The sequence below is a fragment of the Pseudomonas sp. GL_117 genome (assembly GCF_057835125.1).
In genome coordinates, this window is record NZ_CM174418.1 from 4,180,103 (window position 1) to 4,205,894 (window position 25,792).

A 25,792-nucleotide genomic window follows, 5' to 3' on the forward strand; every position below is an offset into this window, starting at 1 on the left:
TTATCCCTTGCGCAGGACGGTGCCATGAACGCGACTACCCACGCCCTCTCGATCAACCCGGCCAACGGCGAAAAGGTCGGCAGCTACCCGTATGAAAGCGACTCGCAGCTGAACGCCGCCCTCGACCGTGCCACCGCCGCCTTCCGCACCTGGCGCCACCAGCCGCTCAGCCAGCGCGCCGAACGGCTGCTGGCCCTGGCCGCCGCCCTGCGGGAACAAGCTGAAGAGATGGCGCAGATGATCACCCTGGAAATGGGCAAGCCCATCGCCCAGGCCCGCGCCGAAATCGAAAAATGCGCCCAGCTCAGTGAATGGTACGCCGCCCAGGGCCCGGCCATGCTCGCCCCGGAGCCGACCCTGGTGGACAACGGCAGCGCCCATATCGAATACCGCCCACTGGGCCCGATCCTCGCGGTGATGCCGTGGAACTTCCCGGTCTGGCAAGTGTTGCGCGGCGCCGTGCCGACGATGCTCGCCGGCAACACCTACGTGCTCAAGCACGCGCCGAACGTGATGGGCAGCGCCTACCTGATGCAGCAGGCATTCAAAAAAGCCGGCTTTGCTGAAGGCCTGTTCGAAGTGATCAACGTGACGACCGACGGCGTATCCAAAGCCATCGCCGACCCACGCATCGCCGCCGTCACCCTCACCGGCAGCGTGCGCGCCGGTATGGCCATCGGCTCCCAGGCCGGTGCCGCGCTGAAAAAGTGTGTGCTGGAACTGGGCGGCTCCGACCCGTTCATCGTGCTCAACGACGCCGACCTCGACGCCGCGGTGCAAGCCGCCGTGATTGGCCGCTTCCAGAACAGCGGGCAAGTCTGCGCCGCTGCCAAGCGTCTGATCATCGAAGCCGGCGTGGCCGAAGCCTTTACCGCCAAATTCCTCGCGGCCAGCCGTGCCCTGGTGATGGGCGACCCGACATCCGCCGCCACGTACATCGGCCCGATGGCCCGCTTCGACCTGCGCGACGAGCTGCACGGCCAGGTCCAGGCGACTCTTGAAGAAGGCGCGACCCTGCTACTGGGCGGCCATAAAGTCGCCGGTGCCGGCAACTACTATGAGCCGACCGTACTGGCAGGCGTCACCGACCAGATGACCTCGTTCAAACAGGAACTGTTCGGCCCGGTAGCCTCGATCATCACCGCCCGCGACGCCGACCACGCGGTAGCGCTGGCGAATGACAGCGAATTCGGCCTGACCGCGAGCATCTTCACCACCGACGCGGCGAAGGCGCGGGATATAGCCAACCGCCTGGAAACCGGCGGGATTTTCGTCAACGCCTTCAGCGTATCCGACCCTCGGGTGGCGTTTGGCGGGATCAAGAAAAGCGGCTTTGGCCGTGAACTGTCGCACTTCGGCGTGCGGGAATTCTGCAACGCGCAGACCGTGTGGCTGGACCGCAAATAACCCCCCGGCCGGGCTGACACCCTTGTAGTGAGCGGGCTTGCCCGCGCTGGGTGGCGAAGCCGCCCCAAACCCAGGCAACTCGGTCTTTCTGATACACCGAGTTGCTTGGATTTGGGGCGGCTTCGCCACCCAGCGCGGGGCAAGCCCGCTCACTACAAACCGGTGGTCACTGGGTATTGATGAAGTGAAACCGCGCCTGGGCCTTCTCAACCGCGTGGCGCACTTTGTCCTGCTGCGCCTCACTGCCCGCGTAGTAGATATTCATCCCCTGCAAACCGAGGCCTTCGCAGGCGTTCTCAACAACCGCCACGTCGATTGAACTGCGCGCCCCAATGATCAAGAACCCACTGTCGCCCAGGCGCTGGGCGTTGAGCAGTTCCTGCCTGAGTTGGCCGGCATTCGCGCCGCCGCCCAGGACAGTCGCCAGCATGTCGCCGATCACACCATGGCTGGCGATCTTGACGCTGTGCAAACGCACCTTGTTGGCGCCGGCAGGCAGCGACATGACATGGGCAGTGGCGGCCTCGTCGAAAATCTGCGATTCGCTTTTACCCTGGGTCGCACAACCGGCAAGCAGGGTGATCAGGGCGAGGGCGACTAAACGTTTCACTGTATTTTCCTTGTAGGGGGCGGTTCCGTGGCCGCGCATCATAAGAGACACGCGCCCTCACGTCCAAGATCGACTACCATACCGCGCCGGTTCCCCAACGGGACTAATAGGGAATCCGAAGCGCGGCCACCCGCGCCAACCGGAACTGCCCCCGCAACTGTAGGTGCTGAGCCTGCTCCCCACTGCCACTGGACGCTGTCCGGGAAGGCCGGAGCGTGGCGATGACGCATCAGTCAGGAGACCTGCCGGCCAAGCGTTATCACCAACCGGCGGGGTGTCCGGGAAGGGCATCCCTGGCCTGCCGGACCGGCAGCGTTCATGGCTGTATTTCCACTACCGTACCGCCCCAGCTCCCTGTACGGTCCCAACGGAGATTGCCCCATGCTGCCACGCGTTACCGCCCTGCTCACCGGCCTGAGTGTTTGTGCCCTGGCCCACGCCGCGCCGACTGACTACCCGCTGACCCTGGAAAACTGCGGCAGCACCCTCACCTTCCAGCAAGCACCGACGCGCAGCGTGACCATCGGCCAGGCCGCCACCGAGATGCTTTATGCGTTGGGCGTGGGCGACAAAGTGGTCGGCACCTCACTGTGGTTCAACAGTGTGCTGCCGCAGTTCAAGGCACAGAACGAGCGCATCGAACGCCTGGCCAACAATGAGCCGAGCTTCGAAGCCGTGATCGCCAAGCGCCCGCAGTTGGTAGCGGCCGAGCTGGAATGGGTGGTCGGCGCACAAGGCGTGGTCGGCACCCGTGAGCAATTCCACGAGCTGCAGATCCCCACCTACCTGCTGCCCTCCGACTGCGAAGGCAAGGACAACCTGGTGGGCGCCGACGGCACGCGGCTGGAGCCGTTCCGCATCGAGACCATCTACAAAAGCATCAGCCAACTGGCGGCGATCTTCGATGTGCAGGACCGCGGTCAACAGTTGAACGACGAACTCAAGGCGCGCCTGGCCAAGTCCGTCGCCACCGTGCAGAGCAAGGGCCTCAAGCAGGCCAGCGCACTGGTGTGGTTCTCCAGCGCCGAGCTGGCCAGCGACCCGTATGTCGCCGGGCACAAGGGCATTCCCGAATTCATCCTGCAAACCCTCGGCCTGCGCAACGTGGTGCAGTCCGATGAAGAATGGCCCGCCGTGGGCTGGGAAACCATCGCCAAGGCCAACCCGACCTTCCTCGTCATCGCCCGCATGGACCGCCGCCGCTACCCTGCCGACGACCATGAAAAGAAACTCGCCTTCCTGCGCAGCGACCCAGTCACCCGCAACATGGATGCGGTAAAAAACAACCGCATCATCATCCTCGACGCCCTGGCGTTGCAGGCCAGCATCCGCATGTTCGACGGCCTTGAGCAACTGGCCACGGCCATCGACGGCTACGACCTGCCGAAATGATTCGTGCCCTCCTCGCCCTGGCCCTGCTCCTGGCCGCCGTGCTCGCCGGCGTGGCCATCGGCGAAACCGCCATCTCGCCGCAGGTCGTACTTCAGGTGCTGGCCAATAAACTGTGGGGCGCCGGCTACGTGCTCGACCCCATCGACGAAGGCGTGGTGTGGAACTACCGCCTGACCCGCGCACTGGTCGCCGCCGCCTGCGGTGCCGGGCTGGCGACCTGCGGGGTGATCCTGCAATCGCTGCTGCGCAACCCGCTGGCCGACCCGTACCTGCTGGGCATCAGCGCCGGCGCCTCGACAGGTGCGGTGCTGGTGGCGCTGATCGGGGTGGGCGGCGGCTTGATTTCATTGTCGGCTGGCGCGTTTGTCGGCGCGATGGCGGCGTTTGCGCTGGTGATTTTGTTGGCGCGGGCCAGCGGCTCATCCAGCGGCACCGGGCAGATCATCCTCGCCGGCATTGCCGGTTCGCAGCTGTTCAACGCACTCACCGCATTCCTCATCACCAAATCCGCCAGCTCCGAACAGGCGCGCGGCATCATGTTCTGGCTGCTGGGCAACCTCAGCGGCGTGCGCTGGCCGTCGGTATGGCTGGCGGTGCCAGTGGCGCTGGTGGGGTTGGCGGTGTGCCTGTGGCATCGCCGGGCGCTGGATGCGTTCACCTTTGGCACGGATTCGGCGGCGTCCCTGGGCATCCCGGTGCGCCGTGTGCAATTTGTGCTGGTGGGTTGCGCGGCGTTGGTGACGGCGGTGATGGTGTCGATTGTCGGCTCCATCGGCTTTGTCGGCTTGGTGATCCCCCATGCCGTGCGCCTGCTGCTCGGCACCGGGCATTCACGCCTGCTGCCGGCCAGCGCCTTGGGGGGTGCGTTGTTCCTGATTGCCGCGGATGTGCTGTCGCGCACCTTGATCAAGGGCCAGGTGATCCCGGTTGGCGTGGTCACCGCGCTGGTAGGCGCGCCGGTGTTTGCGCTGATCCTGATCGGCCGGAGGAATGCGCGATGAGCGTGCTCAGTTGCCGTGGCCTGGGCTTCAAGGTGCGCGAAGCCGAGTTGCTGCGCGACATTCACCTGGACGTGGAGCTGGGCGAGACCCTCGGTATCGTCGGGCCGAACGGTTCCGGCAAATCCACCCTGCTCAAGCTGCTCGCCGGGTTGCGTACCCCGGCGTGTGGCGACGTGCTGCTGGGCGGCCAGCGCCTCGGGCAGCTGTCGCGCCGCAGCATCGCGCAACAGTTGGCCGTGGTGGAGCAACAGGCCGACACCGATGACGCCATCCGCGTGTTCGACGCCGTGGCCCTGGGCCGCACGCCGTGGCTGTCGGCGCTGAGCCCCTGGTCGGATGCAGACGACGCCATCGTGCGCCAAGCCCTGCACGACGTGGACGCCACCCACCTGGCCCAACGCGCCTGGCGCAGCCTTTCCGGCGGCGAGCGCCAACGCGTGCACATCGCCCGCGCCCTGGCGCAACGGCCGCAGATCCTGTTGCTGGATGAGCCGACCAATCACCTGGATATTCAGCATCAACTGGCGATCTTGAAAGGCGTGCAAGCGCTGCCGGTGACGACGCTGATTGCCCTGCATGACCTGAACCAGGCGCTGACCTGTGATCGCCTGGCGGTGCTGGACCACGGGCGATTGGTGGCGCTGGGCAAGCCGCTGGAGGTACTCACGCCGCAGCGCTTGAAGGACACGTTCGGGGTGCAGGCGCACTACCTCACAGACCCGTTCGACGGCGCGCAGATACTGCGGCTGCGTTCCAACTAAACACGGGGAGTCTAGTGGTGCTTCTTCAGGCCACTACAGCAGCCGCTGCATGTGCGTGGTCTGCCACACCGGATCAGCTTCCACGTCCACCACCGCAAACCCCTGCCGCCGCCAAAATTCGATCGCACCCGGTAGAAACGGATGGGTGTGCAGGTACATCACCTCCACCCCCTGCGCGTGCGCCAGCGCCTCCAGCGCACGGTACAACTCCCTCGCCAATCCAGAACGGCGGAACGCTGGCAGCACAAACAGGCGCACCACTTCCACGGTCCGGCGCCCCTGGTAATCCAACTGGGGAAAACGCCCGTCATAGGGCAAGTAGCCCATCGCGGCAACAATTTCGTCGCCAGCGCGGGCGATCAGAAACCGGCCGCTGCCTTGCACGTAAACCGCCTCGAACTGTGCAAGATCGTTCGGCATACCTGCATCGCTGAGCTTGGGAAACAGCTCGCCACGGGCGTGCAGCACAAAGGCCAGTACCTCGGGAATAGCCTGCGTATCAACCGGCTGGATCAGCATTGTCACGGTTCACCCACGGCGCTTACCGCCTGAATCCGTTGCAGAATCCAAGCCCGGCTGTGCTCCAGCACTGCCGCCCCCACCTCCAGCGGAAAATGAATAAACCCATGCGCCGCCTCCGGCACCAGGTACGCCTCAGCCCCAGGCCAGCGCTCGGCGATCAACAGCGTGTCGTCTTTAAGCGGGTCCAACGTGCCCACCCACATCAACGCCGGCGGCAACCCGTTGAAGTCGCCATACAGCGGTGACAATGGCGCCTGCCGACGTTCTTCATCGCTCAACCCCGGCGTCAGCAGGCGTAGCGCCTCGACCATGCCCGGCCCGTCCAGCAACAAGGTGTGCGGCCCCGCCGCGCGTACGCTGGGCGTGCCGCTCAAATCGTAAACGCCGTAGTACAACAGCGCGCCGCACACCCGCTGGAGCAGCTCTGGCGATTGCTTCAGCGCCAGCAACGTCGCTGCCGCCAGATGCCCGCCGGCCGATTCGCCGACAACGACCACCGGCAACCCGGCAAACTCCTCGGCGCTGAGCAACCAACGCGCCGCCGCCAGGCAATCGTCCATCAAGCCTGCCACCGGCGTGTCCACCGCCAGCCGGTAGTCCACCGACACCACCGCGACGTCGCAGGCATTGACCATGCCGAGGTTGAGATCGTCGTCCATCTGCGCGTTGCCGATCACCCAGCCGCCGCCGTGAATATCCAGCACCACGCCCTTGGGTTTGCCGAGTGGCCGCAGGATACGCACGGGGACGTTGCCGGCGAGCCGGGTTTGCGCCACGGGCGAGCGCTTGAACACCTGACCGGCACGCAACAGCGCCTGGATCAAGCGCGGCGTCACACGGTTGCGGATCTTGAAGCGCGGCAGCCACGCGAGCTTCTTGTTGAAACGGCGCATTTCGGCCAGTTGGGGTTCGCTGGCAGGCCATGGTTTATAGGGCATCAGCGGTTACTGCGCAGGATCGAGAAGTTCAGCGCCGCCGCCACACACAGCCACGCCAGGTAGGGGAACAGGATCAACCCGGTGATCAGATCCAGACGCACCGCCAACACCACCATCGTTGCCACGGTCAGCCACAACACCGCCAGGATCACCATCCCGGCCAGGATGCGATGCGCGCCGAAGAACACCGGCGTCCACAACGTATTCAACGCAATCTGCGCCGCCCACAACGCCAACACCACCTGGCTGTCCGGGATCAGGCTGAGGCGATAACCGGCCCAGGCCAGCAGCAGATAAATCAGCGTCCACGCCACCGGGAACAGCCAGTTGGGCGGCGTGAAGCTGGGCTTGACGAGGGATTCGTACCACGCGCCGGGCTTGAACAGCAGGCCGGTACTGGCGGCGGCGACGCAGGCGAGCAGGAAGATGAAGAAAGTCATGGTCGGTCCTTGGCTGGGCATTTCAACTTGGACGGGCTGCACAGGGGTAAAAGTTCACGCCCCCTTCAAACACCCGCTTGCGCCGCGCCGGGTGGCGCAGCCGCCCCACCCCAGACACCGCGTTATCCCGTCAAACCGTGTCGGCAGGGTTTGGTTCCAGGATCTTGAGCCAGGGCCAGCGCGCCTGATAACTCAGCGCCTTCTGGGCAAACAACTGCGGCTCCGGGTGATGGGGATTGATCCGCAACACACCCTGCTCCACATCTTCCAACCCATACGGCGCATACACCTCGCCCGTCGCCAGGTCCAAGCCAATGCACGTGCCCGCCACCAGGTAACGATCAATCCCCTGCCTGGCGGTGTGCAATTGCGGGTAAGGCCGCCCAAACCGCTGGCCATACCAAAGATGCACCCGCGCCTGGTTCCTCACCTCGACATTCACGCCCAGGTCGTCGAACAACCGCTGCGCCGCACGTATGACCTTGTCCTCAGCCTCGTAGGAAAGGTCCGTATCAAAGTAAAAAACGTCGTAGTCCTTCACCCCATGCCCAGCAGGCCGGTTCGCCTGATGGTTCCACACCGCCTGGAACAAGCAGCCGGCGGTGAGCAAACACTGATCCAACCCCAGCGTCGGCAAACGCGCGGTGATCTCGGCATTGATGGGGTTGGCCATGGCCAATTCGAGCAAGCGGTCGACGGTCAATGTCATGTGTATTCCCTTCAAACCATGTGTCGCGCCACGCCCTTCAATTCACTCCAGGGTAGGACTCCACATATTGAATGGTGAAGTCCGGATACGAATCGACAATCTGGATCTTGTAATCGGGAAACGAACTCACCGTCTGCCATTTTCCAACTGAGTCAGGGTAAATACTCACCTGTTGCACTTTGAGGTCAGGGTATTGATTCACGACCTTGACCTTGTAGTCGGGGTAGCTGTCGACGAACTGGATCTTGCCGTAAATCTTCGAGACATCCACCGAAGAAGCGGCCGAAACGCACAGAGGGGAAATCAGCAGCAGTGACGCGACAACAGCTTTAAACATGAGCATTTCATCCTGAAATATGAAGCGTCCACGGACTATCAGCCCTTCAACTCACTGGCCCGGTGGCTTGCCGCGTCATCGTAAGCCACGTACAGCGACTCGGCGACCTGGCTTTTGATGGCTTTGGTCGACTCCAGCCCCAACACAAAACCTTCCGCCTTGCCGCCGGCACGGTTGAGTTCTTCGTGGGTCGACGCACCGGTGATGGAGTCGAGGAGCTTAGCGGCGTGGGGGCCGACGCCTTTGGGCAGGCTGATCTGGTCGATGGACATGGGCGATACCTTGAAAAAGAGAGGTCGGTAGCGCGTGCAACAGCTGCCGGGGGCGACATGGTAGACCTATCTGCCCAGCGCTTTGGGAAATATCTCCTCCGGCGCGAGTACAACGTCAGCTCTTACCTACCGACCAGACTTTTCCTAAATGAAGCCAGGAAGCGTCCGACTGTACTTCAAAAAACCAGATCATCAGGGTAACTGCGCGATAAGTGCACGTTTACGTTTTACGAGAGAACTCTGCCATGACCACGGAGGACTTTTGGAACTCATGGCTAGCAATCTGGTTTTTGGCCGGCCCATTGCTGCTCGAAATCGTAAGTATTGGGTACAGTCTGCACCTAAGTCACCGGCACTTGAGCGCCATTTATGAAGTTACGCAACAATGACTAGCATCGATCATTGGAACCCTTGGGTTGCATTTATTATTTTGCGTGCCACCGATCTGCTATCCGCTGCAGGCCTCGGATCCAGTCTATACCTGACTCATCGCCATCTGGATGTCATTAAGGAGGCCTTGAAAAATAGCCGTTATATTTATCTCTGGGGACCTCACCCGGGGCCCATGGGCGGGATTCAATTTCAGAAATGGGCTACAAAAGGGCTGGCCGGAACCTACAGCGATAGCCTAAAAACTCGGCCGTTGCGCCAATCAACTGCGCAGTTCAACCCAGGATAAATCCCAAAGCCATCCGGCACCTTGCTCCGTTGCCTACGCCTGCGTCAGAATCCGCCGGCTTGTGCGCTGGAGTGGCGAAATCTAAGGTTGCGCGGTCGCTGAATTTCTCGGTGATCGGGTTTAGTAGCCCGGATCGGCTATCTATATGTGCATGAGCTTCATCAGTCGGACACTGTGTCCGCACTTGATGGCGGCTGTGCGCAGGGCGTCTTCGGACGCGCCGGCTTTAGATATCCACCGGTCTACTAACCTGCGCACAGCGGCCACCCACTCGTTTAGTAGCGAGAGGCTGGCGGCCCAACCCAGGATATCTTTTATGTTTGAAGTCAAATCAGATTCAACACCCCTCTTCAGGGTCGACCCCAACGCCAATAACGAAACGTTGATCACCAATAGCTACGAGACTTTCACCGCTGTTAGCACGCTGCTGCTCGACCTCTCCGAAGACCTAAGCGGAAAACACCGCGACATCGCACTGGCCATTCACCAATTGAGTGAATTGGGCGTACTGCTTACCGCTAAGCTTCTAGACCGTGAGGCGCCTTTCTCAGCTTGAGGATCGGCCATTCAGGGGGCTAGCTCGATTAGTCGCCGAATTGGGGGCGAGAAAAAGGGGCGGATTGATTTTTTAGGAAAATAGACCCGCGCCCTTTTTCCGTTTCTAGAAAAGCTGCTTTCGGCCAGAAGCCGCCATTAAGGCCAGCCAAAAAAACCGGATGTCTTGATGCATTCATCGGGGGTGACAGGAATGGGATGTTGATTATCGCAACACGCAATGCAAAACGATGAAGCTTAAAACCGCTCCGATTGCAAAGATCCCCATTCCAAACGTGCCGCCAAGAAGCAGAGGATGTTTCCACAAGGGCGCCGTCAAACCAGCCTCTGATGCAACGTCAGAGGCCTCCCGCACCAATTTCACACCATCTTGCTCGCTCCGTGTTTACATTCCTCTCGAGCCACCATCTCGTTTGAAATTCGATCTGTTACCACTCCACCTAAAAATTCACCGCTGCTATGCTTCGCCTTCTCGAGGTAATGTATCGCTCTATGGTTGATAGAACTGTGCGTTTTGGCTGGTAGCAAAGCAGTTCATAAAAATATCAATAGAGTTCGGGAAGAAACATAACCTCTGTCACTAAACCCAAACACGCGAACTACGCGGAGAAAAATTATGGACTGTGAAACTCCCTTCGAAACATTCTTAAAGCCGCGACTCGAAGCTATTCACAAGATGATGATGGCAGGTTTTTATGGAAGCGGAGAGCTAAGTAGCGCAAGCAAAGGGCATGAGCGAGAGTTATTTATCAATACGTTTTTATCTCAGATCTTCCCCTCAAATTATCGTTTTGGAAGCGGAGACATTATTGACGGGCACAACGAGAAAAGCGGGCAAGTAGATATTGTCATCGAATACTCAAATTTCATGAGCTTCCCGTATTTATTCGGAGGCCCGCGACTTTATCTGGCAGAAGGCGTTGCCGCCGCAATAGAAACGAAAAGCAATTTGTGCGGGCAATGGGAGGAAGCACTAGCCACGGCTGCGAAAATCAAGGAGCTTAAGCGCATTTTCATACCTGACCGCGACAAAGAACTAGCTCCAACGCTAGAGAGCTCCAATGCTTTTGCTCGAGCCCTGGGCCTACCAGTGACTTCACCTCAAGTAATATATGAGACGCAGTCTTATTCTTCCGTCATAGTCAATGAGAAATATCCCCCACAACAGATTCCAGTATTTTTAGTGGGCTACAAGGGTTGGCAAAATAAAGAAACGCTCAACCAAAAACTGCACAGTACTAACGGACTGGTAGACGCCATACTTACGCTAGACCCTTTAATGTATCACTCCCGTAGCGGCGCAAGCTCACAAGGAGTCGCAGCTCTGTTCCAGTTCATTGACGGACTATTTCACTACGTACAGAAGAGTTTTATGCAAGCCCCCATGAGCGATATATATTTTATGCCGCGAAATTTCCATGAGCGTTTTTTTAATAGCGAGTTAGATCAATAAAAGTCCAGAGTTCCATTCCAAATAGAGACTGAATGAACAGCACTTTTTTAAACACATTAGAAGGTATAACTCATCAATTCATCAAGGTCAGCTTAGGGTCGGTAGCTGCCCTTCGCCCCAGGCAAGCCAAAAGCAGACGCTCGAAGTATCGACCCAATCAGAGTCGATTCAATCATGTTGCCATGAACGGTCAGGCAAGCTGCTTGTAAAATTTGTTAGCGATACAGATCGTGCACGTGGTTCTCCATGACGTTTCTCCGCAGTGAAAGCACCAACAGATCGCCCGCTTCAGAAGCCCATTGGTCTTGGCAAAGTCCTCTAATCCGTGGTTTGCTTATGCCTTGAACGCATCCCTCGAAGGGTACAGACATCATTGCTTTGAGATAAGGCGAGGGTAAGCCGTGTAGCTGCCTTTCGTAATTTATGTAAATAAAGTTGTGGTTTTAGGAGGATTCATGAGTAGCCGGCAATCAATTACGTCCCTGCTAACTATGTGGCACTTAGGAAATGTCAAGGCTGAGTTGTTTACGAACATGTATTTGGCCTCAGTTGGCTATGGAGGCTTTAAAAATAGGTCTCCGCTAGGCGGGCCTGATGGCGGAAGAGACCTTGAAAATGAAAGTGACAGGCATTTTGTAGCCTGCTATTTTCCGACCATGGAGCAGAAAAGCTTTTCTTCCATTCAGAAAAAATATAATTCAGATATTGACAAAGCTCTAGCTAAAGATGCCAGACACTTTACATTCGTTACTGGTCAAATTCTTCAGGATAAGCAAAAAAAGACCTTGGAGTCATATAGCTCAAAGATTAAGTCCAAGGTCATTAGCGGTGATGACATTGCAGCTCATGTGTGCAAGCCCGAAAATTCGCACTTAAGACAAGAGCTAGGGATTGTTACTAACCACCTATTTTCGAATGACAAAATTTTTTGTAAAAATCTTTATGAGGAAATTAACTTTCGCGCTTTAATTGAAGCAGCTAACTCCTGCATACCGCCAATATCTTTCTCTGGCTACTTCGTTCAGTTTTTTGATGATTTAGCTCGTTTCCAAGAAACTGCGGAGCCCTCATTGCTCTCAGATACGCTTAAAGGCTTTTATTATAGTTGGTTAGAGGCGATTAGCGTAGTTGATAAGGAGATCTTCGATTCATATGATTATTTTTACGCAGCTCCGACCCAAACATTCAACCTTCATCGGCTGGGTGACAGAGTGAAAGGGTTGCCAACAAGCGAATTTACAAAAATTTGCGATGTTAAAAAAGCAGGGTTCAAGAATTTTACTGATGCCACTTTAGCTTTAATTCATCACATCCGAGATGAGCACAGGCTGATGATCCAGCGATAGCTTCCAAACCCTATAGAAAGCCATTGAAATAGAGTTAGATTAATAATTCGATAGTGCAAGAATAATCTTCCTATCCAGACATTTGGCCTTCTGTACCGGCTCGGAAGATTAGGGTTTCTGTACAGGAGAATAACACCGGATTATGGTGATGCTCTAGGCAGTAAGTTTTCGTCCCAAGGTGCCTTTATCCAAAGGGCATCCTGGGACGAAAGCGAACATTAGCGTGATACGACTCGCCATAGTCCTTCGGCTTGGAATAAGATAAATTAATGCCGCCATGCCGCCTCCGCTGGCCCGCTTTCAACACAGTAGAGTCAAGTAACTACGCGTTGAGACAATAAAAGCGCGCTTTAGTCCTCGCCAACTTCATATCGGATGTGAGGTTTCGTGGTGAATATCTATAAATACGTAGTTTTTAATCTTGTCCTTCAAAGCAGTCAATGCAAGATTTAATAACGTATTTTCACATTCAATGTTTTTGGCGTAAAATAACCTTCCTTCAGTATAGACTCCAAGTCGATTAAACTCTCCGCCTGTCGTCTGAATGCTATCTGCAAGCTCTGCTATTTCATAAATTTTAGCACGCACAATAGATCTCTTGAATATGTCGTGAGCAAAGCTATTTCGCTCACGATTTACAGCATCAAGTGCTCTGAATATTTCTTTGGGTAGTCCGATATTTTTCGCGATATACAGCTTATTATTGAATCCTATTTTTTCAATTCCAGAAAACAACGGCACCCCTTTGTTTAGCTTGAAGTTTATCCATTGCTCAATAAGAAACTCAAATATCAGATGAAAGCTCATTACCTGCAAAGATTGAGGCGATTTTCTATCTATTTCTTTCAAAGGCTCGCTGTCTGCTAGTTTTTTTAGCTGATCATTAAAAGCCACAAAGCGATCATGCTCATCCGTTGTACTGCCTCTCATAATTCCTCTCCTTACTGAGAGCATTTTCTAATGCGGGCACATATACGCCAACCTGACGCAGACCACGGGTCATTGCCTAGATGTCGCGCCGCTTAACCTCATTGAAGAAGCTTCTTCCTTGCGTCGTTGAATTCTTGCTCAGTGATATGACCATCATCCTTGAGCTTTGCCCATTTGGTCAGTTCATCAGCAACAGAGAACGTGCGAAGCCGGTCACCCTTGATGATGTCAACGTCGCTGGAGTCCTCCACTCCCTTCGCTTTGCTGGAGAAAATGCCGTTCATCTCTACCCATTCTGAATGGCGACGTAGCGGGTTCAGGAAAAGAAAATTCAGAATGACGATGTAAAATATCGCAATGCCGCCCAATGAAAGAGATGCGAAGAATTCGTTCGCCTGGCGATCCCATCGATCTTCTCCTCCCAGCGTCGTTGCGAAGTACAACGCGAAAAGGGCGCATCCTGTGAGCAAGATATAAACGTAGTATTTGAAATACTGTCCAGACGTTTCGATGTGAGAGAAGTCACTGTTTTTTTTCATCATCACAAGCCCAAAAATCAAGAAAATGGCTGGAATTATACCTACGAGAAAAAACATAGAAGGGGCTAGCAGAATAGCGAAAATCAGTAACTTGATCTGTTGGTTGCTCGTCATTGGTGTGTCGTTCATGCTTTCAATTCCATGCTTTTCGCTAGAGAAAATATTCAGGCTCAGTGTTTGGTTAGGAGCTGCACGATTTGCAGCGCGATAATCACAATCGCCCAACCAATGAAAATTCGACGGCGTGTTGAGCTGTTTCGTTTTGATTTGAAAAACGAAGCTATACCTACGTGGACTAACGAAATGAACACGCTTCCACCGAAAGCGCTGGAAAGATAACTCTGAAACAGGACAGGCTCTTTCACAATGTCCATGACCGGCGATGCGCCAAAGTCGTGTTTGACAGTCGTAATAAAAACCATGACGAAGCTGATCAGCGAAAGGACGATTGCGAGGGCTAGCGAGGTGGGTTTTTTCTCGGGAGCTGCAGGCTCATTTTGACCATCCGCTTCTTCGTCAGGTGTTGATACTTCCATGTCTCTTCCTTCGTCAAAAATCGAGAAAACTCGCGGTTAGAGGCACTGTTTCGTGCATGGCATAGTAGCATCACAAGTGACGTGACCAGAAGGATGAGGGAGCTAAGGCATGGACGATTTTCTAGAAAGATCAGATGAGCTACACGTTGAGATCTTGGGGCTGATTGATGGCGTGCAAGCGTACCCCGGCGTTCGTCATGAGGTTGCCTTGGTAGCATGTGGCATGGCTCTGGAACATGCTCTGAGCCTTTGCTTATACGAATGGCAGCTTTTGGCCGATTCTGTTGAAAAAGTCGGATTTTCAGCTCGCCTGAACTCGGGCACGACCACAACCGGAGAACCTACTCACCACGTTGCGTGGTTTTTCGGCCCTTCGTTGACCTTTGCTGCTCTGTTATTGGGTTGGTTTGAGGTTTTTTGCTTCGTGCAGACGCACCTATCCCGTGACCGGTGGCCCTTGAGAGGTAAATTTGGCCAGCCGTCGCAGGTTCTGTACCGCAGCGGCCAGCGTGAACTCATCAGTCGCGCCACTCATGCCACGTAGTCTCAGGCGATCCAGTTTCAGGATGCGTTTGAGGTGGGCAAACAACATTTCGACCTTCTTACGTTCGTGGCGAGAGCGCACGTACGCAGGTGTCGTTGCGATTCGCCGAGCCACATCGCGCGCGGCTTCATGGACGCTGCGGGCGATCTTGCGGAACGCGGTGTTCGGGCAGCACTTGGCTTTCATCGGGCAAGCAGCGCAGTCGGTCTGCCGGGATCGGAAGAGGATGGTGTTGGCTTTGGTGACGTGCGAACGCTCGTTCTTGAAGGCTCGCCATTCGCTGCGCAACGCGTTGCCGGCCGGGCAGCGGTATTCCTCCGCCTCTTCATTCCATTGGAAATCGTTGTTCGAGAAACTGTCGTTCTTGCGCTCGGTTTTGTCCCACACCGGCACGTGAGGTTCGATGTCTTTTTCCTCAACCATCCAAGCCAACATCGGGGCAGTACCGTACGCGGTATCGCCGATGAGGCGTTCCGGCTTGATGTCGAATTGCGCTTCGACGCGTTCGATCATCGTCTTGGTGCTCTCGACTTCTGCAGTTCGATGAGCCGGTGTGGGTTCCACATCCATGATCACGCCGTGCTCGGTATCGATCAGATAATTCGTCGAGTAAGCGTAAAACGCTGGGCCGCCTGGAGCTGCCGTCCAGCGAGCGTGGGGATCCGTCAGCGACAGGCGCTTGGGTAGCGTTTCCGCCAGAGCCTCTTCATCCAGGGCTTCAAGATATTCACGCACGGCGCGGGTACTCAGGGCCGGATCGCTCCAGTTGACCGGTTCATCACCTGGTACACCGCGCTGCCGACTCGCATCCGCTTTGATGATGCTGGCGTCCACGGCAAAGCCTTCGCCCTTGACCAAGCCGGCGTCCATGCAGCGACGCAGCACTTCATTGAACAACCAGCGAAACAGATCACTGTCCCGAAATCGGCCGTGTCGGTTCTTTGAAAAGCTCGAGTGGTTGGGGACTTCGTCTTCAAGGCTCAACCGGCAAAACCAACGATACGCCAGGTTCAAATGAGCCTCTTCGCACAACCGCCGCTCGGAGCGAATGCCATAGCAATAGCCCACGATCAGCATGCGGATCATAAGCTCTGGGTCAATCGAAGGACGCCCAATCGGGCTGTAGAAGTCGGCGAGGTAATGGCGCAGGTCGCTTAGATCGAGACACTGATCAATGCTGCGCAGAAGGTGATTGGCTGGGATGTGATCTTCAAGGTTGAACGAGTAAAACAGTCGCTCCTGCCCACTCGATAACTGTCCCATCATGCTGTGTGATCCCCCACCGGCCAATGCAGAGATTTTGCAGCAGGCCAGGCAGGGGAGCTACTTTTTCAACAGAATCGGCCAAAAGCAGCCCGTCGCAAACAACACTAACCGCCCCAAACCAACACCTACCCACCCGCAAGTCAGACCATCACGGAGAACCGCTGCGCTGCTCGCCGCTCAAGCATCGCGTGTTCCGTCTCGCGCGTGGCCCGTTCGCCTTTATTGGACAACTGAGTGAAAAAACTCGCGTCTTTGAACTCTGCGGGAACCATGGTGCGCGTGTCTTTCAGCAAGGGCGCCAGATCAATAGTGCTGGCGAAGTTTTCCTTCGTCAGGCTGTAGTACCCCATGTAGCTGCCCGACCACGGTGAATCGGCGTCAACCAGATCGATGGACGCATCCCGATAAGAAACGGCGGCGGCTTTGAGGCCAAGGGATTTGTTCAGCAGATCCGTGAGCCGCTGGGTGTCCGAGCGGCTAAGCTGCGCGGCGGTATCGAGTACCTTGAGGTTGCCGTCGGCCTCAACAGTGAAACCATATTTTTTGCTGGCCAGGTCGGGAGCACTGTTCGACAGCGTTGCCTGGAATGCCTGGAAAGAGGCTTTCAGCGCTCCATGCGCCGCAGCGGCAATCTGAGCGAGTCGAGGGAACTCCGGGGATTGGGAGCGACCGATCCAGGTGTCGACGACCTCGGGTTGTTTCACCGTGGCGCTGGTGTCTTCACTGGGATGGTAGATGACTGCGGGCGAGGCATTTGCCAGGGTGTGCTGGTTGGCATCTGTCAGCGGCTGGGGCTCGAGCTTGTGTTCAGAAGGCGTAAGCTGGGTGTTTGCTGGCGGGATGAAGGTCGAGCTGACGGAAAGTACCATTTCAATCAATCCATGATCGGTGGGTTCCTACAGGTTATCGACGGGCATAGAGTGAGCTTTAGGTTGACCGAAGCGACCCCATCGGCGCCTCACTCAATCTCGGCACCTCCCACCGTTGGGCAGTGCCATGGCTGAAACTGCGCTCGGCCCCTGCTAACCTGCGGCCCTTGCCTTTTTCCGGAGCGTTCCATGGCCCTCTCAAAACGCGACAGCGCGCGCATCGACCGCAGCCTCGTCGCCAGCCTGACCGAAGCCTGCGAAACCGCCAAAGCCGAAATCCCGGGCTTCGAGTGGCTGACTCATACGGTCAACTACGCCGACTTCCCGCGCAGCCTGGTGATCACCTGGGTCTTCGACACCCGCGCCCACCGCGACCACGCCCTGGCCACCGGCCTGGACACACGCATCCGCGAACTCACCGCCACGGCCCTGCACGCCGCCGACATCGCGCCCGTGCCGCTGAACCGCTGCGTCCAGTTCGACTGCGAAGAAGACTGCCAAGCCCGTCACGGCGGCAATTGGCGTTTGCGCCTGACCCGCTCCGCCAACTAGAGCCCGGCGCCCAACTGCTGGATAATGCCTCACCCTGCTCCCCGCCCTTCGATAAGGAAGTCCTGCCCCATGAAGTTGCCGTTCGCCCTGCTGACCTGTGCCCTGCTGCTCCCCACTGCTGCCCACGCCACCGATGCCGCACTGACCGACACGCTCAAGGCCTTCACCCGTTGCGATGCGAGTTTCTTCAGCAGCCTGAACAGCCACCGCGACGCCTGGCAGGCCTACGCGCCGCTCAAGCAGGAAAAGAACTTCACCTGGATCGCGGTTAAAAACCGTGCCGACCACAAGGCCAACCAGGTGCCGGTCAGCGCGCCGGCCATCGGCGGGCTGAAGCTGCTGTCGTACAACGATGAGGTCACCGACCTTGGCGCGCTGGGCCTGTTTTATTACTGGGGCTTCATTGTCGATGGCGGTGTCGATGAGGTCGCACAACGCCTCACCGCGTTGCTGGAGCAGCCCGGCTCGCTGCAAAAAGGCGACAAGGAGTACACCCGCAGCGAGCTCAAGGTCGGCAACGGCTGGCTGTCGATCAAACCGCAGCCGGGCAAGGCGCCGGGCTTGCGCCAGGTGGAGCGTGTGCTGATCGTCGAACCGGAAGGCAAGCAAGGCACGCAATCGCGCATCAGCTGTTCGGTGCAGGGCGGGGTCAACGCGGGGCTGCTGGCGCAGTTGCGGCCGGACATTGCACCAGTGGACTACCCACGCACACAGGCCGAAACAAACATCGGCGATGTCGAGGTGCCGGCCAATGTGCTCCAGCGCCTCGACTCGCCCCTGCTGCAACCCAAGTTCAAGACACTGAGCTACACCTATTTCGCGCGCAAAGGCGATGGCAGCCAGGACCAGCCGACTTCGGTCACGTTCAAGGCCGAGGGTGGTTTGCTGGTGAAGAACGAGGTCTACGGCAAGACCTTTAACGTCGACCGCCTGACGCAGGCGGACATGATCCAGCTGAAATCGAAAATGAACGGCGTGGGCGATGGCCGGGTGCTGCAAACCCGTGAAGCCGAGCTGCACATCCCCGCCAGCTGGACCCAGGGCCAGACGCTGAGCGCGAAGTTGCACATGGTCAATGTGCCCGCCCGGCCGACCGACAAGGCCATCGACACGTCATTGACCTGCACCGTCGGCGCGCGCATTCCGGCGCGCCAGGTGTTTGCAACCTTGACAGGTGACGCGATAAAGCTGGCCTGCGACCAGGGCGACTACAAGACCTCACGCGTGTTCATCGAAGATCTGGGAGTGGCCCTGACGCTGGAATCGACCTCGAGCCAAACCCATTACGTAAATGAATACACCGCGCTCGAAGTAGTCCGCTAACCCACCCTGCCTCGACGCACCCGTAGTGAGCGGGCTTGCCCGGGTACAAACCGGGGACATCGTTTACATATCTAACCGGGGACATGGTTTACAGGTTAATACGCATGATCAGGAGGTAACTGATCATGCCCTGGAACCAAGAGTCTCCCATGGATCAACGAATCAAACTGGTCATCGACTGGCTTTCTGGTGACTTCAGCAAAAGCCAGCTAGCTCGGCGCTTCGGCGTCAGTCGACCAACTGTAGATAAATGGATCTCTCGTCACGTTGACGGCGATTTGAAGTCGTTGGCAGAGCTGTCTCGACGACCTCATACCAGCCCAAACAAGACTGACGATGAGATCTTGGCTCGCATAGTGGCGATGAAAGAAACCCACGATAAATGGGGGCCGAAGAAGCTTGTCAGGCTATTACGAATCGAGGATCCGTCAGTCGCCTGGCCATCGCCCAGCACGGCAGGCCAATGGCTTGACCGGCTTGGGCTTGTCAGTAAACGGCGCTTCAAGCGACGGCACAGCACTGCTCACAGGGAAATGCGCGAAGCCAACGAGCCCAACAAGACGTGGTGCGTTGATTACAAGGGGCAGTTCAAGATGCTCAACGCCCAGATGTGCTATCCCCTGACCGTTACGGACCATGCCTCTCGCTTGATTTTGGCCTGCAGGGCTCACCCCAAAATCAAGACCTTGCCCGTCAAACAGGCATTCGAGAGGCTTTTTCAAGAGTACGGGATGCCGGAAGTCATTCGTTCTGACAACGGCGTTCCTTTTGCTTCTCCAGGCCTGGCAAGAATGTCCACACTGGCAGTTTGGTGGATCCGCCTGGGTATTTACCCGGAGCGAACCATGCCGGGAAGACCTGCCCAGAACGGCCGGCACGAACGGATGCATCGTAGTTTGAAGTTTGAGTTGCCACTGGGGAAAAACCTGGTTGAGCAGCAGCTCTTGCTGGAGCATTTTCGACATGAATTCAATTACATACGACCTCACGAGGCGCTGGGCATGAAGCGCCCGGGTGAGGTATATGTGCCGTCTACTCGACCTTATCCAGGATGTCTGCCGGATGTGGAGTATGCCGCGGAAATGAAAGTACGAAGCGTCAGACAGAACGGCTCAATCATGTGGAAAGGAAAGTTGTTGTTTGTAAGCGAAGCGCTATCAGGAGAGCGGATTGCGCTCAAAGAAGTTGAAGATGATGTTTGGGATCTGTACCTGTGTGACTATCCCCTAGGGAGGCTTGGACGAGGCATGAGCCGCGTCCAAGCCTAAAATGTGTAAACGATGTCCCCGGTTTCAGATGTAAAGGATGTCTACGGTTCTACACCGCGCCGGGTGGCGCAGCCGCCCCAAACGATGCGCCGCGGTGTTGCAGGGGGACCGAGGTGCCGGGATTTGGGGCGGCTGCGCCACCCGGCGCGGGGCAAGCCCGCTCACTACAGTGGCCCGTTTGGTGTACATCAGGGGGTTATTTGGCGAATGCGTACTCGCCACCTTGCTCCACTGCCTTGCGATACGCCGGGCGTGCCTGGAATTTCTGCACCCACGCCGCCAGGTGCGGATACGCCGCCAACTTGCCCTGTGCCCCGGCGACTTCGCCAATAAAACTCATCTGAATATCCGCGCCGCTCAACTCATCCCCCAGCAGATACGGCTTCTCCTTGAGCACATCGTTCAGGTACCCCAGGTAATTGGCCACTTCCGCTTCGATGCGCGGATGCAACGGCGCGCCCGCCTCGCCCAGGCGGCCGACATAGAGGTTGAGCATCAACGGCAACATCGCCGAGCCTTCGGCGAAGTGCAGCCATTGCACATACTGGTCGTAGGCGGCGCTGGCCGGGGCCGGTTGCAGGCGGCCGGCGCCGTGGCGGCGGATCAGGTAGTCGATGATCGCGGCGGACTCGATCAGCACCTGGCCGCCGTCCTCGATCACCGGGGATTTGCCCAGCGGGTGGATGGCCTTGAGTTCAGGCGGTGCAAGGTTGGTCTTCGGATCGCGCTGGTAACGTTTGATCTGGTACGGCAGGCCGAGCTCTTCGAGCAGCCAGAGGATGCGCTGCGAGCGGGAGTTGTTGAGGTGGTGGACGGTGATCATAGGGTGGCTCCGCTGGGCGACAGTAAATGACTGAGCAAGAGACTACGCCACTGGCCTGGAGTGCCAGGAAATATATTTCAGTGTGACGGGCGCCATGGTTAGGATGGGGATCGGCTCGTACGGAGAGGCACCATGGATCTGAAATTCAGTCACGTCGACATACTGGTCGAAAACCTCGACGAGGCCTGCGCCTATTACGCGCACATCCTCAAGGCCCGCATCTCCAAGACGTTCGTGTGGGAACGCGGCGGCCTGCACGTGCTGTATGCCGTGGTGCTGCTGGGGCAGGAGCGCTTCATGCTGGTCCAGCCCATTGCGGGGAACTTGCGCGCATTGCTGGACGCCCACGGCGAAGGGATGATTTACCGGCATTGCTACACCACGCCGGACATCGAAATCGCCTACGACGAACTGGTCGCCGCTGGGGTGCAACCCGAAGACGAAAACGGCACGCCGCTCGCCCGCGAGAACCTGCAATCGCCGTCCGGCGGACGCATCATCTGGTTGCCCAAGCGGTTCGGGCATTTCTCCATGGAAATCCTCGAAGCGGCAACGCTGGAAGCCTTTATTGCAGAGGCATTTGACTGATCGCCGCCCGCTCCCATCGAAATGCTGAAAGGCACTCAAAGATGGGAAGAGGCTCGCCCCCTCCCACACAAGCGCGCGACACAAACAGAGATCAGCTCAACCGGAACCGTGCAGTGTTGTCACTCAACGCCTGGCTGCCCTTGCTCAACGTATCGGCCGCCTGGTTGACCGCCCGTGCACCGTCAAGCAAGCGCCCCGCCGCCTGGTCCACCTGCTGGATATTGCCGCTGACTTCATCCGCCGTCGCGGCCTGTTCTTCTACCGCCGTGGCGATCTGCGCCAGGGTGTCGGTGACGTTCTGCACCGCGCCGGCGATCTCGCCCAGGCGCGTGCCGAGCCCGGTGACGGACTCGGCATCGGTCAGCGCTTGCTCGCACGCGGCGCCCATCAGGGTGACCGCCTGGCTCACCGTCGCGCGCAGGCTGTCCACGGTGCTGGCGATCTGCGCGGTGGAGGCCTGGGTGCGTTGCGACAGGCTGCGCACTTCATCGGCCACCACCGCAAAACCACGGCCCTGTTCGCCGGCGCGGGCGGCTTCGATGGCGGCGTTGAGCGCCAGCAGGTTGGTCTGCTCGGCAATGCCACGGATGGTGTCGACCACCGATTGAATCTGCTGGCCCTGCTGGCTGACTTGCTCCAAGGCATTGGCGGTGTCGGTCAGGCGCCTGTTGAGCTGCTGGATGCTCGCCGTGGTGCGCTGGCTGTCGCGGCTGCTGTCTTCGGCGATGCGCCGGGTCTGCTGGGCGCTGCCCGAGGCTTGTTCGCAACTGCGCGCGACGCCCATGGACGTAGCGGCCAACTGGGTCGCGGCGGCGGCAATCTGGCTGATCTGTTGTTGCTGGTCTTCGACTTCGTTGAGGGTGCTGCCCGATTGCGAATTGAGGGTGAGCACCGCCGAGCCCAATTGCTGGGTCTCGTGATTGACCCCCAGCAGGCTGGTGCGCAATTGCACCACTGCGACGTTCAGCGCAGTGCTGATCGCCGCCAGTTCGTCACGCCCTTGCACCGCCACTTCCACACACAGGTTGCCGTCACGCAGCGACTCCGCCAGGGTGGTGATGCCACTGGCGCTGCGGCGGATCGAGGCTTGCAGGCACATAAACAGGTACAGCGCCGCCAACGCCAGCAGGCTGAACGTCGCCGCCACGGGAATGATCTGCTGCAGCGAGCGGTTGTGGTAATAGCTCAACCGCGCATCCAGGGACTTCAGCGTCTGGTTGCGCAGCGCGCCGAGGCTGTCGAGCATGGTATCGACACTGCTTTCGAACGCTGTGGTATCGAGCTTGATGGTGCCGCCGAACACGCCGTCGTCGAGGACCTTGAGTTGGTTATCCAGGCCTTGCAGGCTGCTGTCGTACTGCGCGGTCCACGCCTCGATGCCCGCGTATTGCTTGGCCTTGAGCGAGGCGGCGGCCTTGACCAACTGATCCCGCGCATCGCCGATGCGACCGCGCAGGTCGCGCATCTGCAAGCGGCTTTGCAGGGTGAACTGGCCAGACGCGATGGACGACTGGCCCACACTGGCCATGCGTCCGATGCGCTCGATCAGGTCGGGGGTGTGCTGGGTGGAAATCTGCATCAGCAGGTAGGTTTCCAGCCATGGGTCGAGGATCAGGCCGGTGTCCAGGGTCACCTGTTCGCGCAGGGTTTGCATCGCAGTCAGGGCTGCGGTGAAGCGATCATAGCCGTCCGGCCACCAGCCCACGGCACGCAAGGCTTGGGAATCCATACCCTTGACCGTGGCCTGCAACGCCTCGAAGCGCGCCAGGATGTCGGCGCTGGCATGCTGGGCCTTGAGCGCCTCGCCGAGGGTTTGCAGGCTTTGCAGCAGCACCGGGAAGTTGGCATCGACCTTGTCCATCGCCGCCTTCGCCGCCGGTGTGGGAGCGTGCAGGATGTCGGCGGCTTTCCAGCGTGCAGCCAGGTTGCGCTGGGCGGTCAGCTGGGCGTCCAGCGCGTCCATCGCCAGCAGTTGGCGCACGCCGGACTGCTCGCTGGAGATCACAGTCAATTTGGCGCGGTAGTCCTGCCCGATCATCCACAGGCTGCCGGCCAGGGGCAGCATGAACAGGAAGAACAGGATCTGGAACTTGCGCGCGAAACCAAAACGGCCGAGTAGGCGGATACCGGGTGATAAAAAGCTGTGCATGTCCGACCACTCCCTAAAACGACCCACGCGGTGCACCGCACGGTGAAGCCTTGAAATGACTAACGGCAAAACGCCATGTCATTGATTAACTTGGCTCAAGCAAGATACGGGCCGTAGGGTGGGAGGCTTGAGTTACGCGGGGTGGCACACAAAAAGCGCACGCCACTTGCCCTGAAATGGGGCAAAAGCACTCAGTACCGCTCACAGGCGTAACCATTGGTACAAAACAACGGATGTGGAGCGGGCCCTGGTGCCAGTCAGTCAGGGGCGAACACTGTGCTTGTGGAGAGGGTGCAAGCGGCCTCGCCACATTTTTTCACTCGCCTTTCAACAGTGCGGTGATCCAGCTGACGTGCCGCGCAAGCGCTTGCAACTTGTCCTCAAGCCCCGCCTGGCGCGCCTGTTCAAGGCTGGCCAAGGTCTTTTGTTTCTCGCGCAGCGTACGTTGCCACTTGGCCAAAAACACCGGGCTGCGTGCCTGCAAGTGCAACGGGCCGAAGTATAGTTGCTCGGCGCTGTAGCGCATGGGCTCGCCGCGCTCGGCGACGATGATTTCGTAGTAGAAGCGGTTCTCGTGCAGCAACTCCTCGTGAAGGATGGCGTAGCCGTTGTCCATCAACCATTGGCGTAACGGTTGCTCACCGCCGTTGGGTTGCAGGACCAGCCGCTCGCGGCCGTTCAGGTGCGCCTTGCCGCTGGCGAGAATGTCGCGGATGGTTTCGCCGCCCATGCCGCACAGGCTGATCGCGGTGATGCCGTCTTGCGGCTCGATGGCCGCCAAGCCTTTGGCCAGACGTACGCTGACCTGTTGTTCCAGGCCGTTGTCACGCACGGTGCGCTGCGCCGCGTGAAAGGGCGTAGCCGCCACCTCGCCCGCCACCGCCGCGGTGATTGCGCCACGGCGTAACAACGCCACCGGCAGGTAAGCGTGGTCGGAGCCGATATCGGCCAGGCGTGCGCCGGCGGGCACGTTCGCCGCCACGCGCTCCAGGCGCATGGATAAAGTGTGTTCGTTCAACTGCCCTACTCTCCCGAAAATCGATCGCGACTGTTGCTCAAGTGCAGCACCATCGCGGCGCGTGCGGCGTCCGGGTCCTGGCGCTTGATCGCATTGAAGATTGCCTCATGCTCCAGGTGCGCCAACTGGCCCAATTGGGCGAAATCCGCGCCGCCGCGCTCGGCGCCCTTGACCTGGGTGCGCGGAATCATCGCATTGCCCAGGTGCAGCATGATTTCGGTGAAGAAGGTATTGCCGGTGGCTTCGGCGATCAACTGGTGAAAGCGCTTGTCTGCTTCCACGCAACTGTCGTTGTTGGCCAGGCAAGCCTGGTAGTCACTCAGCGCCACACGCATGCGCGCCAGTTGTTCATCACTCCTGCGCAGTGCGGCCAGTGCCACCGCCTGCACCTCAAGGCCCAAGCGCAACTCGAGCACGCTGCGCACGCTGGCCACCGTGTCCACATGCAGGCGCAGGCCGGATTGCGCTTGCGGCGCGAGCACAAAGGTGCCGATGCCGTGGCGTGTCTCCACCAGCCCCGAGGCCTGCAACTTGGACAGCGCCTCGCGGACCACGGTACGGCTTACCCCGTGTTCAGCCACGATGGTGGATTCGGATGGCAGCTTTTCACCGGGCTGCAACTGCCCGAGCAGGATGCGCTGGGTCAGCGCGTCGAGCACGCCTTGGGCGAGGTTGTTGGAACGTTTACGGACAGGCGTTCCGTTTTCATTGGGCATCGTTACGGGTCCACGGGGCTGGGCTGGTGGGAGCTTAACACCCTGCCCGCAGACGAGGCCGGGCAGATTCAAAACCCCACCTACTTGTATGATGACTATCTTTTACCTGGCACAAGCTCAAACACATCGCCAAGGCATCCACATCTATTCACACCCGCCAAAAAGCCTAATAAACCCCTGCAAACACTGGTAAATAACCAAAACACCAATAAACCCTACAGCCTTATAAAAACAAAAATCACAGCGCCC

28 protein-coding genes and 1 riboswitch are annotated in these 25,792 nt (G+C 58.3%); of the genes, 12 read left to right on the forward strand and 16 right to left on the reverse strand.

The window, feature by feature from the left end; genetic code table 11:
• The first annotated feature begins 24 nt into the window (after window positions 1–24).
• On the forward strand, window positions 25–1,407 hold the full coding sequence (locus AC3ISR_RS18930) for an aldehyde dehydrogenase family protein (RefSeq protein WP_463983392.1): 1,383 nt from the start codon (window positions 25–27) through the stop codon (window positions 1,405–1,407).
• A 166-nt stretch (window positions 1,408–1,573) separates the two neighbouring features.
• Here AC3ISR_RS18930 and AC3ISR_RS18935 read toward each other — a convergent pair whose 3' ends face one another.
• Complete coding sequence (locus tag AC3ISR_RS18935; protein ID WP_463983391.1) at window positions 1,574–2,017, reverse strand: hypothetical protein; 444 nt, start codon at window positions 2,015–2,017, stop codon at window positions 1,574–1,576.
• A gap of 70 nt (window positions 2,018–2,087) precedes the next feature.
• Window positions 2,088–2,281: riboswitch (cobalamin riboswitch) on the forward strand.
• Between the two features lie 117 nt (window positions 2,282–2,398).
• Here AC3ISR_RS18935 and AC3ISR_RS18940 point away from each other — a divergent pair.
• The 3 genes from AC3ISR_RS18940 to AC3ISR_RS18950 are packed head-to-tail and all read left to right on the forward strand — an operon-like array spanning window position 2,399 to window position 5,171.
• On the forward strand, window positions 2,399–3,409 hold the full coding sequence (locus AC3ISR_RS18940; protein WP_192296856.1) for an ABC transporter substrate-binding protein: 1,011 nt from the start codon (window positions 2,399–2,401) through the stop codon (window positions 3,407–3,409).
• A complete protein-coding gene (locus tag AC3ISR_RS18945; RefSeq protein WP_192296857.1) occupies window positions 3,406–4,410 on the forward strand; it encodes a FecCD family ABC transporter permease in 1,005 nt (334 codons plus the stop codon). Before AC3ISR_RS18940 ends, AC3ISR_RS18945 begins: the two co-directional genes overlap by 4 nt.
• Window positions 4,407–5,171 (forward strand): ABC transporter ATP-binding protein, encoded by a 765-nt coding sequence (locus AC3ISR_RS18950; protein ID WP_489324402.1) that lies wholly within the window; start codon window positions 4,407–4,409, stop codon window positions 5,169–5,171. Before AC3ISR_RS18945 ends, AC3ISR_RS18950 begins: the two co-directional genes overlap by 4 nt.
• Before the next feature lie 33 nt (window positions 5,172–5,204).
• Here the strand turns inward: AC3ISR_RS18950 and AC3ISR_RS18955 are convergent, their stop codons facing one another.
• From AC3ISR_RS18955 to AC3ISR_RS18980, 6 genes are all read right to left on the reverse strand, one after another.
• The gene (locus AC3ISR_RS18955) at window positions 5,205–5,690 is read right to left on the reverse strand and encodes a GNAT family N-acetyltransferase (protein WP_192297233.1); all 486 of its coding nucleotides are present in this window, start codon (window positions 5,688–5,690) and stop codon (window positions 5,205–5,207) included.
• Between the two features lie 2 nt (window positions 5,691–5,692).
• Entirely contained in the window at window positions 5,693–6,631 is a 939-nt protein-coding gene (locus tag AC3ISR_RS18960; RefSeq protein ID WP_463983389.1) for an alpha/beta hydrolase fold domain-containing protein, read from the reverse strand.
• The gene (gene tspO, locus AC3ISR_RS18965; protein WP_305391245.1) at window positions 6,631–7,071 is read right to left on the reverse strand and encodes a tryptophan-rich sensory protein TspO; all 441 of its coding nucleotides are present in this window, start codon (window positions 7,069–7,071) and stop codon (window positions 6,631–6,633) included. The genes AC3ISR_RS18960 and tspO overlap by 1 nt, the downstream gene beginning before the upstream one ends.
• A 130-nt stretch (window positions 7,072–7,201) precedes the next feature.
• A complete protein-coding gene (locus AC3ISR_RS18970) occupies window positions 7,202–7,780 on the reverse strand; it encodes a nucleotidyltransferase family protein (protein WP_463983388.1) in 579 nt (192 codons plus the stop codon).
• Between the two features lie 37 nt (window positions 7,781–7,817).
• Window positions 7,818–8,117, reverse strand: coding sequence for a 7(1) septoil knot domain-containing protein (locus AC3ISR_RS18975; RefSeq protein WP_192296862.1), 300 nt, complete (start codon window positions 8,115–8,117; stop codon window positions 7,818–7,820).
• A 38-nt stretch (window positions 8,118–8,155) separates the two neighbouring features.
• Window positions 8,156–8,389, reverse strand: coding sequence for a hypothetical protein (locus AC3ISR_RS18980; protein ID WP_192296863.1), 234 nt, complete (start codon window positions 8,387–8,389; stop codon window positions 8,156–8,158).
• A 385-nt stretch (window positions 8,390–8,774) separates the two neighbouring features.
• Between AC3ISR_RS18980 and AC3ISR_RS18985 the strand changes: the two genes are divergently transcribed.
• From AC3ISR_RS18985 to AC3ISR_RS19000, 4 genes are all read left to right on the forward strand, one after another.
• On the forward strand, window positions 8,775–9,068 hold the full coding sequence (locus tag AC3ISR_RS18985; protein WP_463983387.1) for a hypothetical protein: 294 nt from the start codon (window positions 8,775–8,777) through the stop codon (window positions 9,066–9,068).
• A gap of 316 nt (window positions 9,069–9,384) precedes the next feature.
• The gene (locus tag AC3ISR_RS18990; protein ID WP_463983386.1) at window positions 9,385–9,624 is read left to right on the forward strand and encodes a DUF6124 family protein; all 240 of its coding nucleotides are present in this window, start codon (window positions 9,385–9,387) and stop codon (window positions 9,622–9,624) included.
• Between the two features lie 615 nt (window positions 9,625–10,239).
• Window positions 10,240–11,076: a DUF6602 domain-containing protein gene (locus tag AC3ISR_RS18995; RefSeq protein WP_463983385.1), complete on the forward strand. Its 837-nt coding sequence runs from the start codon at window positions 10,240–10,242 to the stop codon at window positions 11,074–11,076.
• Between the two features lie 455 nt (window positions 11,077–11,531).
• The gene (locus tag AC3ISR_RS19000; RefSeq protein WP_463983384.1) at window positions 11,532–12,422 is read left to right on the forward strand and encodes a hypothetical protein; all 891 of its coding nucleotides are present in this window, start codon (window positions 11,532–11,534) and stop codon (window positions 12,420–12,422) included.
• A gap of 366 nt (window positions 12,423–12,788) precedes the next feature.
• Here AC3ISR_RS19000 and AC3ISR_RS19005 read toward each other — a convergent pair whose 3' ends face one another.
• The 5 genes from AC3ISR_RS19005 to AC3ISR_RS19025 form a co-directional block, all read right to left on the reverse strand.
• The gene (locus AC3ISR_RS19005; protein WP_463983383.1) at window positions 12,789–13,352 is read right to left on the reverse strand and encodes a hypothetical protein; all 564 of its coding nucleotides are present in this window, start codon (window positions 13,350–13,352) and stop codon (window positions 12,789–12,791) included.
• Between the two features lie 98 nt (window positions 13,353–13,450).
• Complete coding sequence (locus AC3ISR_RS19010; RefSeq protein WP_463983382.1) at window positions 13,451–14,020, reverse strand: SHOCT domain-containing protein; 570 nt, start codon at window positions 14,018–14,020, stop codon at window positions 13,451–13,453.
• A 41-nt stretch (window positions 14,021–14,061) separates the two neighbouring features.
• The gene (locus tag AC3ISR_RS19015; protein ID WP_489324403.1) at window positions 14,062–14,427 is read right to left on the reverse strand and encodes a hypothetical protein; all 366 of its coding nucleotides are present in this window, start codon (window positions 14,425–14,427) and stop codon (window positions 14,062–14,064) included.
• Window positions 14,428–14,863: 436 nt separating this feature from the next.
• A complete protein-coding gene (locus tag AC3ISR_RS19020) occupies window positions 14,864–16,237 on the reverse strand; it encodes a transposase (RefSeq protein WP_192300464.1) in 1,374 nt (457 codons plus the stop codon).
• Window positions 16,238–16,377: 140 nt separating this feature from the next.
• Entirely contained in the window at window positions 16,378–17,106 is a 729-nt protein-coding gene (locus tag AC3ISR_RS19025; RefSeq protein WP_463983380.1) for a hypothetical protein, read from the reverse strand.
• A gap of 189 nt (window positions 17,107–17,295) precedes the next feature.
• Here AC3ISR_RS19025 and AC3ISR_RS19030 point away from each other — a divergent pair, with 189 nt between their 5' ends.
• The 3 genes from AC3ISR_RS19030 to AC3ISR_RS19040 all read left to right on the forward strand — a co-directional run bounded on the left by AC3ISR_RS19030 (window position 17,296) and on the right by AC3ISR_RS19040 (window position 20,249).
• The gene (locus AC3ISR_RS19030) at window positions 17,296–17,658 is read left to right on the forward strand and encodes a hypothetical protein (protein WP_192296870.1); all 363 of its coding nucleotides are present in this window, start codon (window positions 17,296–17,298) and stop codon (window positions 17,656–17,658) included.
• Between the two features lie 69 nt (window positions 17,659–17,727).
• The gene (locus tag AC3ISR_RS19035; protein ID WP_463983379.1) at window positions 17,728–18,981 is read left to right on the forward strand and encodes a hypothetical protein; all 1,254 of its coding nucleotides are present in this window, start codon (window positions 17,728–17,730) and stop codon (window positions 18,979–18,981) included.
• 125 nt (window positions 18,982–19,106) lie between these two features.
• Window positions 19,107–20,249 carry a helix-turn-helix domain-containing protein gene (locus tag AC3ISR_RS19040; RefSeq protein WP_489324404.1) on the forward strand — a complete coding sequence of 381 codons (1,143 nt, stop codon included), beginning with the start codon at window positions 19,107–19,109 and terminating at the stop codon, window positions 20,247–20,249.
• Between the two features lie 196 nt (window positions 20,250–20,445).
• On the opposite strand, the gene AC3ISR_RS19045 is transcribed toward AC3ISR_RS19040, so the two are convergent.
• Window positions 20,446–21,072, reverse strand: a complete 627-nt coding sequence (locus tag AC3ISR_RS19045; RefSeq protein ID WP_489324405.1) for a glutathione S-transferase family protein — start codon at window positions 21,070–21,072, stop codon at window positions 20,446–20,448.
• Between the two features lie 132 nt (window positions 21,073–21,204).
• Between AC3ISR_RS19045 and AC3ISR_RS19050 the strand changes: the two genes are divergently transcribed.
• Window positions 21,205–21,660 carry a VOC family protein gene (locus AC3ISR_RS19050; protein ID WP_192296873.1) on the forward strand — a complete coding sequence of 152 codons (456 nt, stop codon included), beginning with the start codon at window positions 21,205–21,207 and terminating at the stop codon, window positions 21,658–21,660.
• A 91-nt stretch (window positions 21,661–21,751) separates the two neighbouring features.
• Here the strand turns inward: AC3ISR_RS19050 and AC3ISR_RS19055 are convergent, their stop codons facing one another.
• From AC3ISR_RS19055 to AC3ISR_RS19065, 3 genes are all read right to left on the reverse strand, one after another.
• Complete coding sequence (locus tag AC3ISR_RS19055) at window positions 21,752–23,809, reverse strand: methyl-accepting chemotaxis protein (RefSeq protein WP_463984505.1); 2,058 nt, start codon at window positions 23,807–23,809, stop codon at window positions 21,752–21,754.
• 316 nt (window positions 23,810–24,125) lie between these two features.
• A complete protein-coding gene (locus tag AC3ISR_RS19060) occupies window positions 24,126–24,827 on the reverse strand; it encodes a tRNA (adenine(22)-N(1))-methyltransferase (protein WP_463984506.1) in 702 nt (233 codons plus the stop codon).
• A 5-nt stretch (window positions 24,828–24,832) separates the two neighbouring features.
• Window positions 24,833–25,543 (reverse strand): FadR/GntR family transcriptional regulator, encoded by a 711-nt coding sequence (locus AC3ISR_RS19065; protein WP_192296876.1) that lies wholly within the window; start codon window positions 25,541–25,543, stop codon window positions 24,833–24,835.
• Window positions 25,544–25,792 lie beyond the last annotated feature (249 nt).

What these genes read in the sequence shown, in the direction of transcription:
- AC3ISR_RS18930 (WP_463983392.1), top strand. Translation starts at nt 25, where the DNA reads ATGAACGCGACTACCCACGCCCTCTCGATCAACCCGGCCAACGGCGAA.
- AC3ISR_RS18940 (WP_192296856.1), top strand. Translation starts at nt 2,399, where the DNA reads ATGCTGCCACGCGTTACCGCCCTGCTCACCGGCCTGAGTGTTTGTGCC.
- AC3ISR_RS18945 (WP_192296857.1), top strand. Translation starts at nt 3,406, where the DNA reads ATGATTCGTGCCCTCCTCGCCCTGGCCCTGCTCCTGGCCGCCGTGCTC.
- AC3ISR_RS18950 (WP_489324402.1), top strand. Translation starts at nt 4,407, where the DNA reads ATGAGCGTGCTCAGTTGCCGTGGCCTGGGCTTCAAGGTGCGCGAAGCC.
- AC3ISR_RS18955 (WP_192297233.1), bottom strand. Translation starts at nt 5,690, where the DNA reads ATGCTGATCCAGCCGGTTGATACGCAGGCTATTCCCGAGGTACTGGCC.
- AC3ISR_RS18960 (WP_463983389.1), bottom strand. Translation starts at nt 6,631, where the DNA reads ATGCCCTATAAACCATGGCCTGCCAGCGAACCCCAACTGGCCGAAATG.
- tspO (WP_305391245.1), bottom strand. Translation starts at nt 7,071, where the DNA reads ATGACTTTCTTCATCTTCCTGCTCGCCTGCGTCGCCGCCGCCAGTACC.
- AC3ISR_RS18970 (WP_463983388.1), bottom strand. Translation starts at nt 7,780, where the DNA reads ATGACATTGACCGTCGACCGCTTGCTCGAATTGGCCATGGCCAACCCC.
- AC3ISR_RS18975 (WP_192296862.1), bottom strand. Translation starts at nt 8,117, where the DNA reads ATGTTTAAAGCTGTTGTCGCGTCACTGCTGCTGATTTCCCCTCTGTGC.
- AC3ISR_RS18980 (WP_192296863.1), bottom strand. Translation starts at nt 8,389, where the DNA reads ATGTCCATCGACCAGATCAGCCTGCCCAAAGGCGTCGGCCCCCACGCC.
- AC3ISR_RS18985 (WP_463983387.1), top strand. Translation starts at nt 8,775, where the DNA reads ATGACTAGCATCGATCATTGGAACCCTTGGGTTGCATTTATTATTTTG.
- AC3ISR_RS18990 (WP_463983386.1), top strand. Translation starts at nt 9,385, where the DNA reads ATGTTTGAAGTCAAATCAGATTCAACACCCCTCTTCAGGGTCGACCCC.
- AC3ISR_RS18995 (WP_463983385.1), top strand. Translation starts at nt 10,240, where the DNA reads ATGGACTGTGAAACTCCCTTCGAAACATTCTTAAAGCCGCGACTCGAA.
- AC3ISR_RS19000 (WP_463983384.1), top strand. Translation starts at nt 11,532, where the DNA reads ATGAGTAGCCGGCAATCAATTACGTCCCTGCTAACTATGTGGCACTTA.
- AC3ISR_RS19005 (WP_463983383.1), bottom strand. Translation starts at nt 13,352, where the DNA reads ATGAGAGGCAGTACAACGGATGAGCATGATCGCTTTGTGGCTTTTAAT.
- AC3ISR_RS19010 (WP_463983382.1), bottom strand. Translation starts at nt 14,020, where the DNA reads ATGAACGACACACCAATGACGAGCAACCAACAGATCAAGTTACTGATT.
- AC3ISR_RS19015 (WP_489324403.1), bottom strand. Translation starts at nt 14,427, where the DNA reads ATGGAAGTATCAACACCTGACGAAGAAGCGGATGGTCAAAATGAGCCT.
- AC3ISR_RS19020 (WP_192300464.1), bottom strand. Translation starts at nt 16,237, where the DNA reads ATGATGGGACAGTTATCGAGTGGGCAGGAGCGACTGTTTTACTCGTTC.
- AC3ISR_RS19025 (WP_463983380.1), bottom strand. Translation starts at nt 17,106, where the DNA reads ATGGTACTTTCCGTCAGCTCGACCTTCATCCCGCCAGCAAACACCCAG.
- AC3ISR_RS19030 (WP_192296870.1), top strand. Translation starts at nt 17,296, where the DNA reads ATGGCCCTCTCAAAACGCGACAGCGCGCGCATCGACCGCAGCCTCGTC.
- AC3ISR_RS19035 (WP_463983379.1), top strand. Translation starts at nt 17,728, where the DNA reads ATGAAGTTGCCGTTCGCCCTGCTGACCTGTGCCCTGCTGCTCCCCACT.
- AC3ISR_RS19040 (WP_489324404.1), top strand. Translation starts at nt 19,107, where the DNA reads ATGCCCTGGAACCAAGAGTCTCCCATGGATCAACGAATCAAACTGGTC.
- AC3ISR_RS19045 (WP_489324405.1), bottom strand. Translation starts at nt 21,072, where the DNA reads ATGATCACCGTCCACCACCTCAACAACTCCCGCTCGCAGCGCATCCTC.
- AC3ISR_RS19050 (WP_192296873.1), top strand. Translation starts at nt 21,205, where the DNA reads ATGGATCTGAAATTCAGTCACGTCGACATACTGGTCGAAAACCTCGAC.
- AC3ISR_RS19055 (WP_463984505.1), bottom strand. Translation starts at nt 23,809, where the DNA reads ATGCACAGCTTTTTATCACCCGGTATCCGCCTACTCGGCCGTTTTGGT.
- AC3ISR_RS19065 (WP_192296876.1), bottom strand. Translation starts at nt 25,543, where the DNA reads ATGCCCAATGAAAACGGAACGCCTGTCCGTAAACGTTCCAACAACCTC.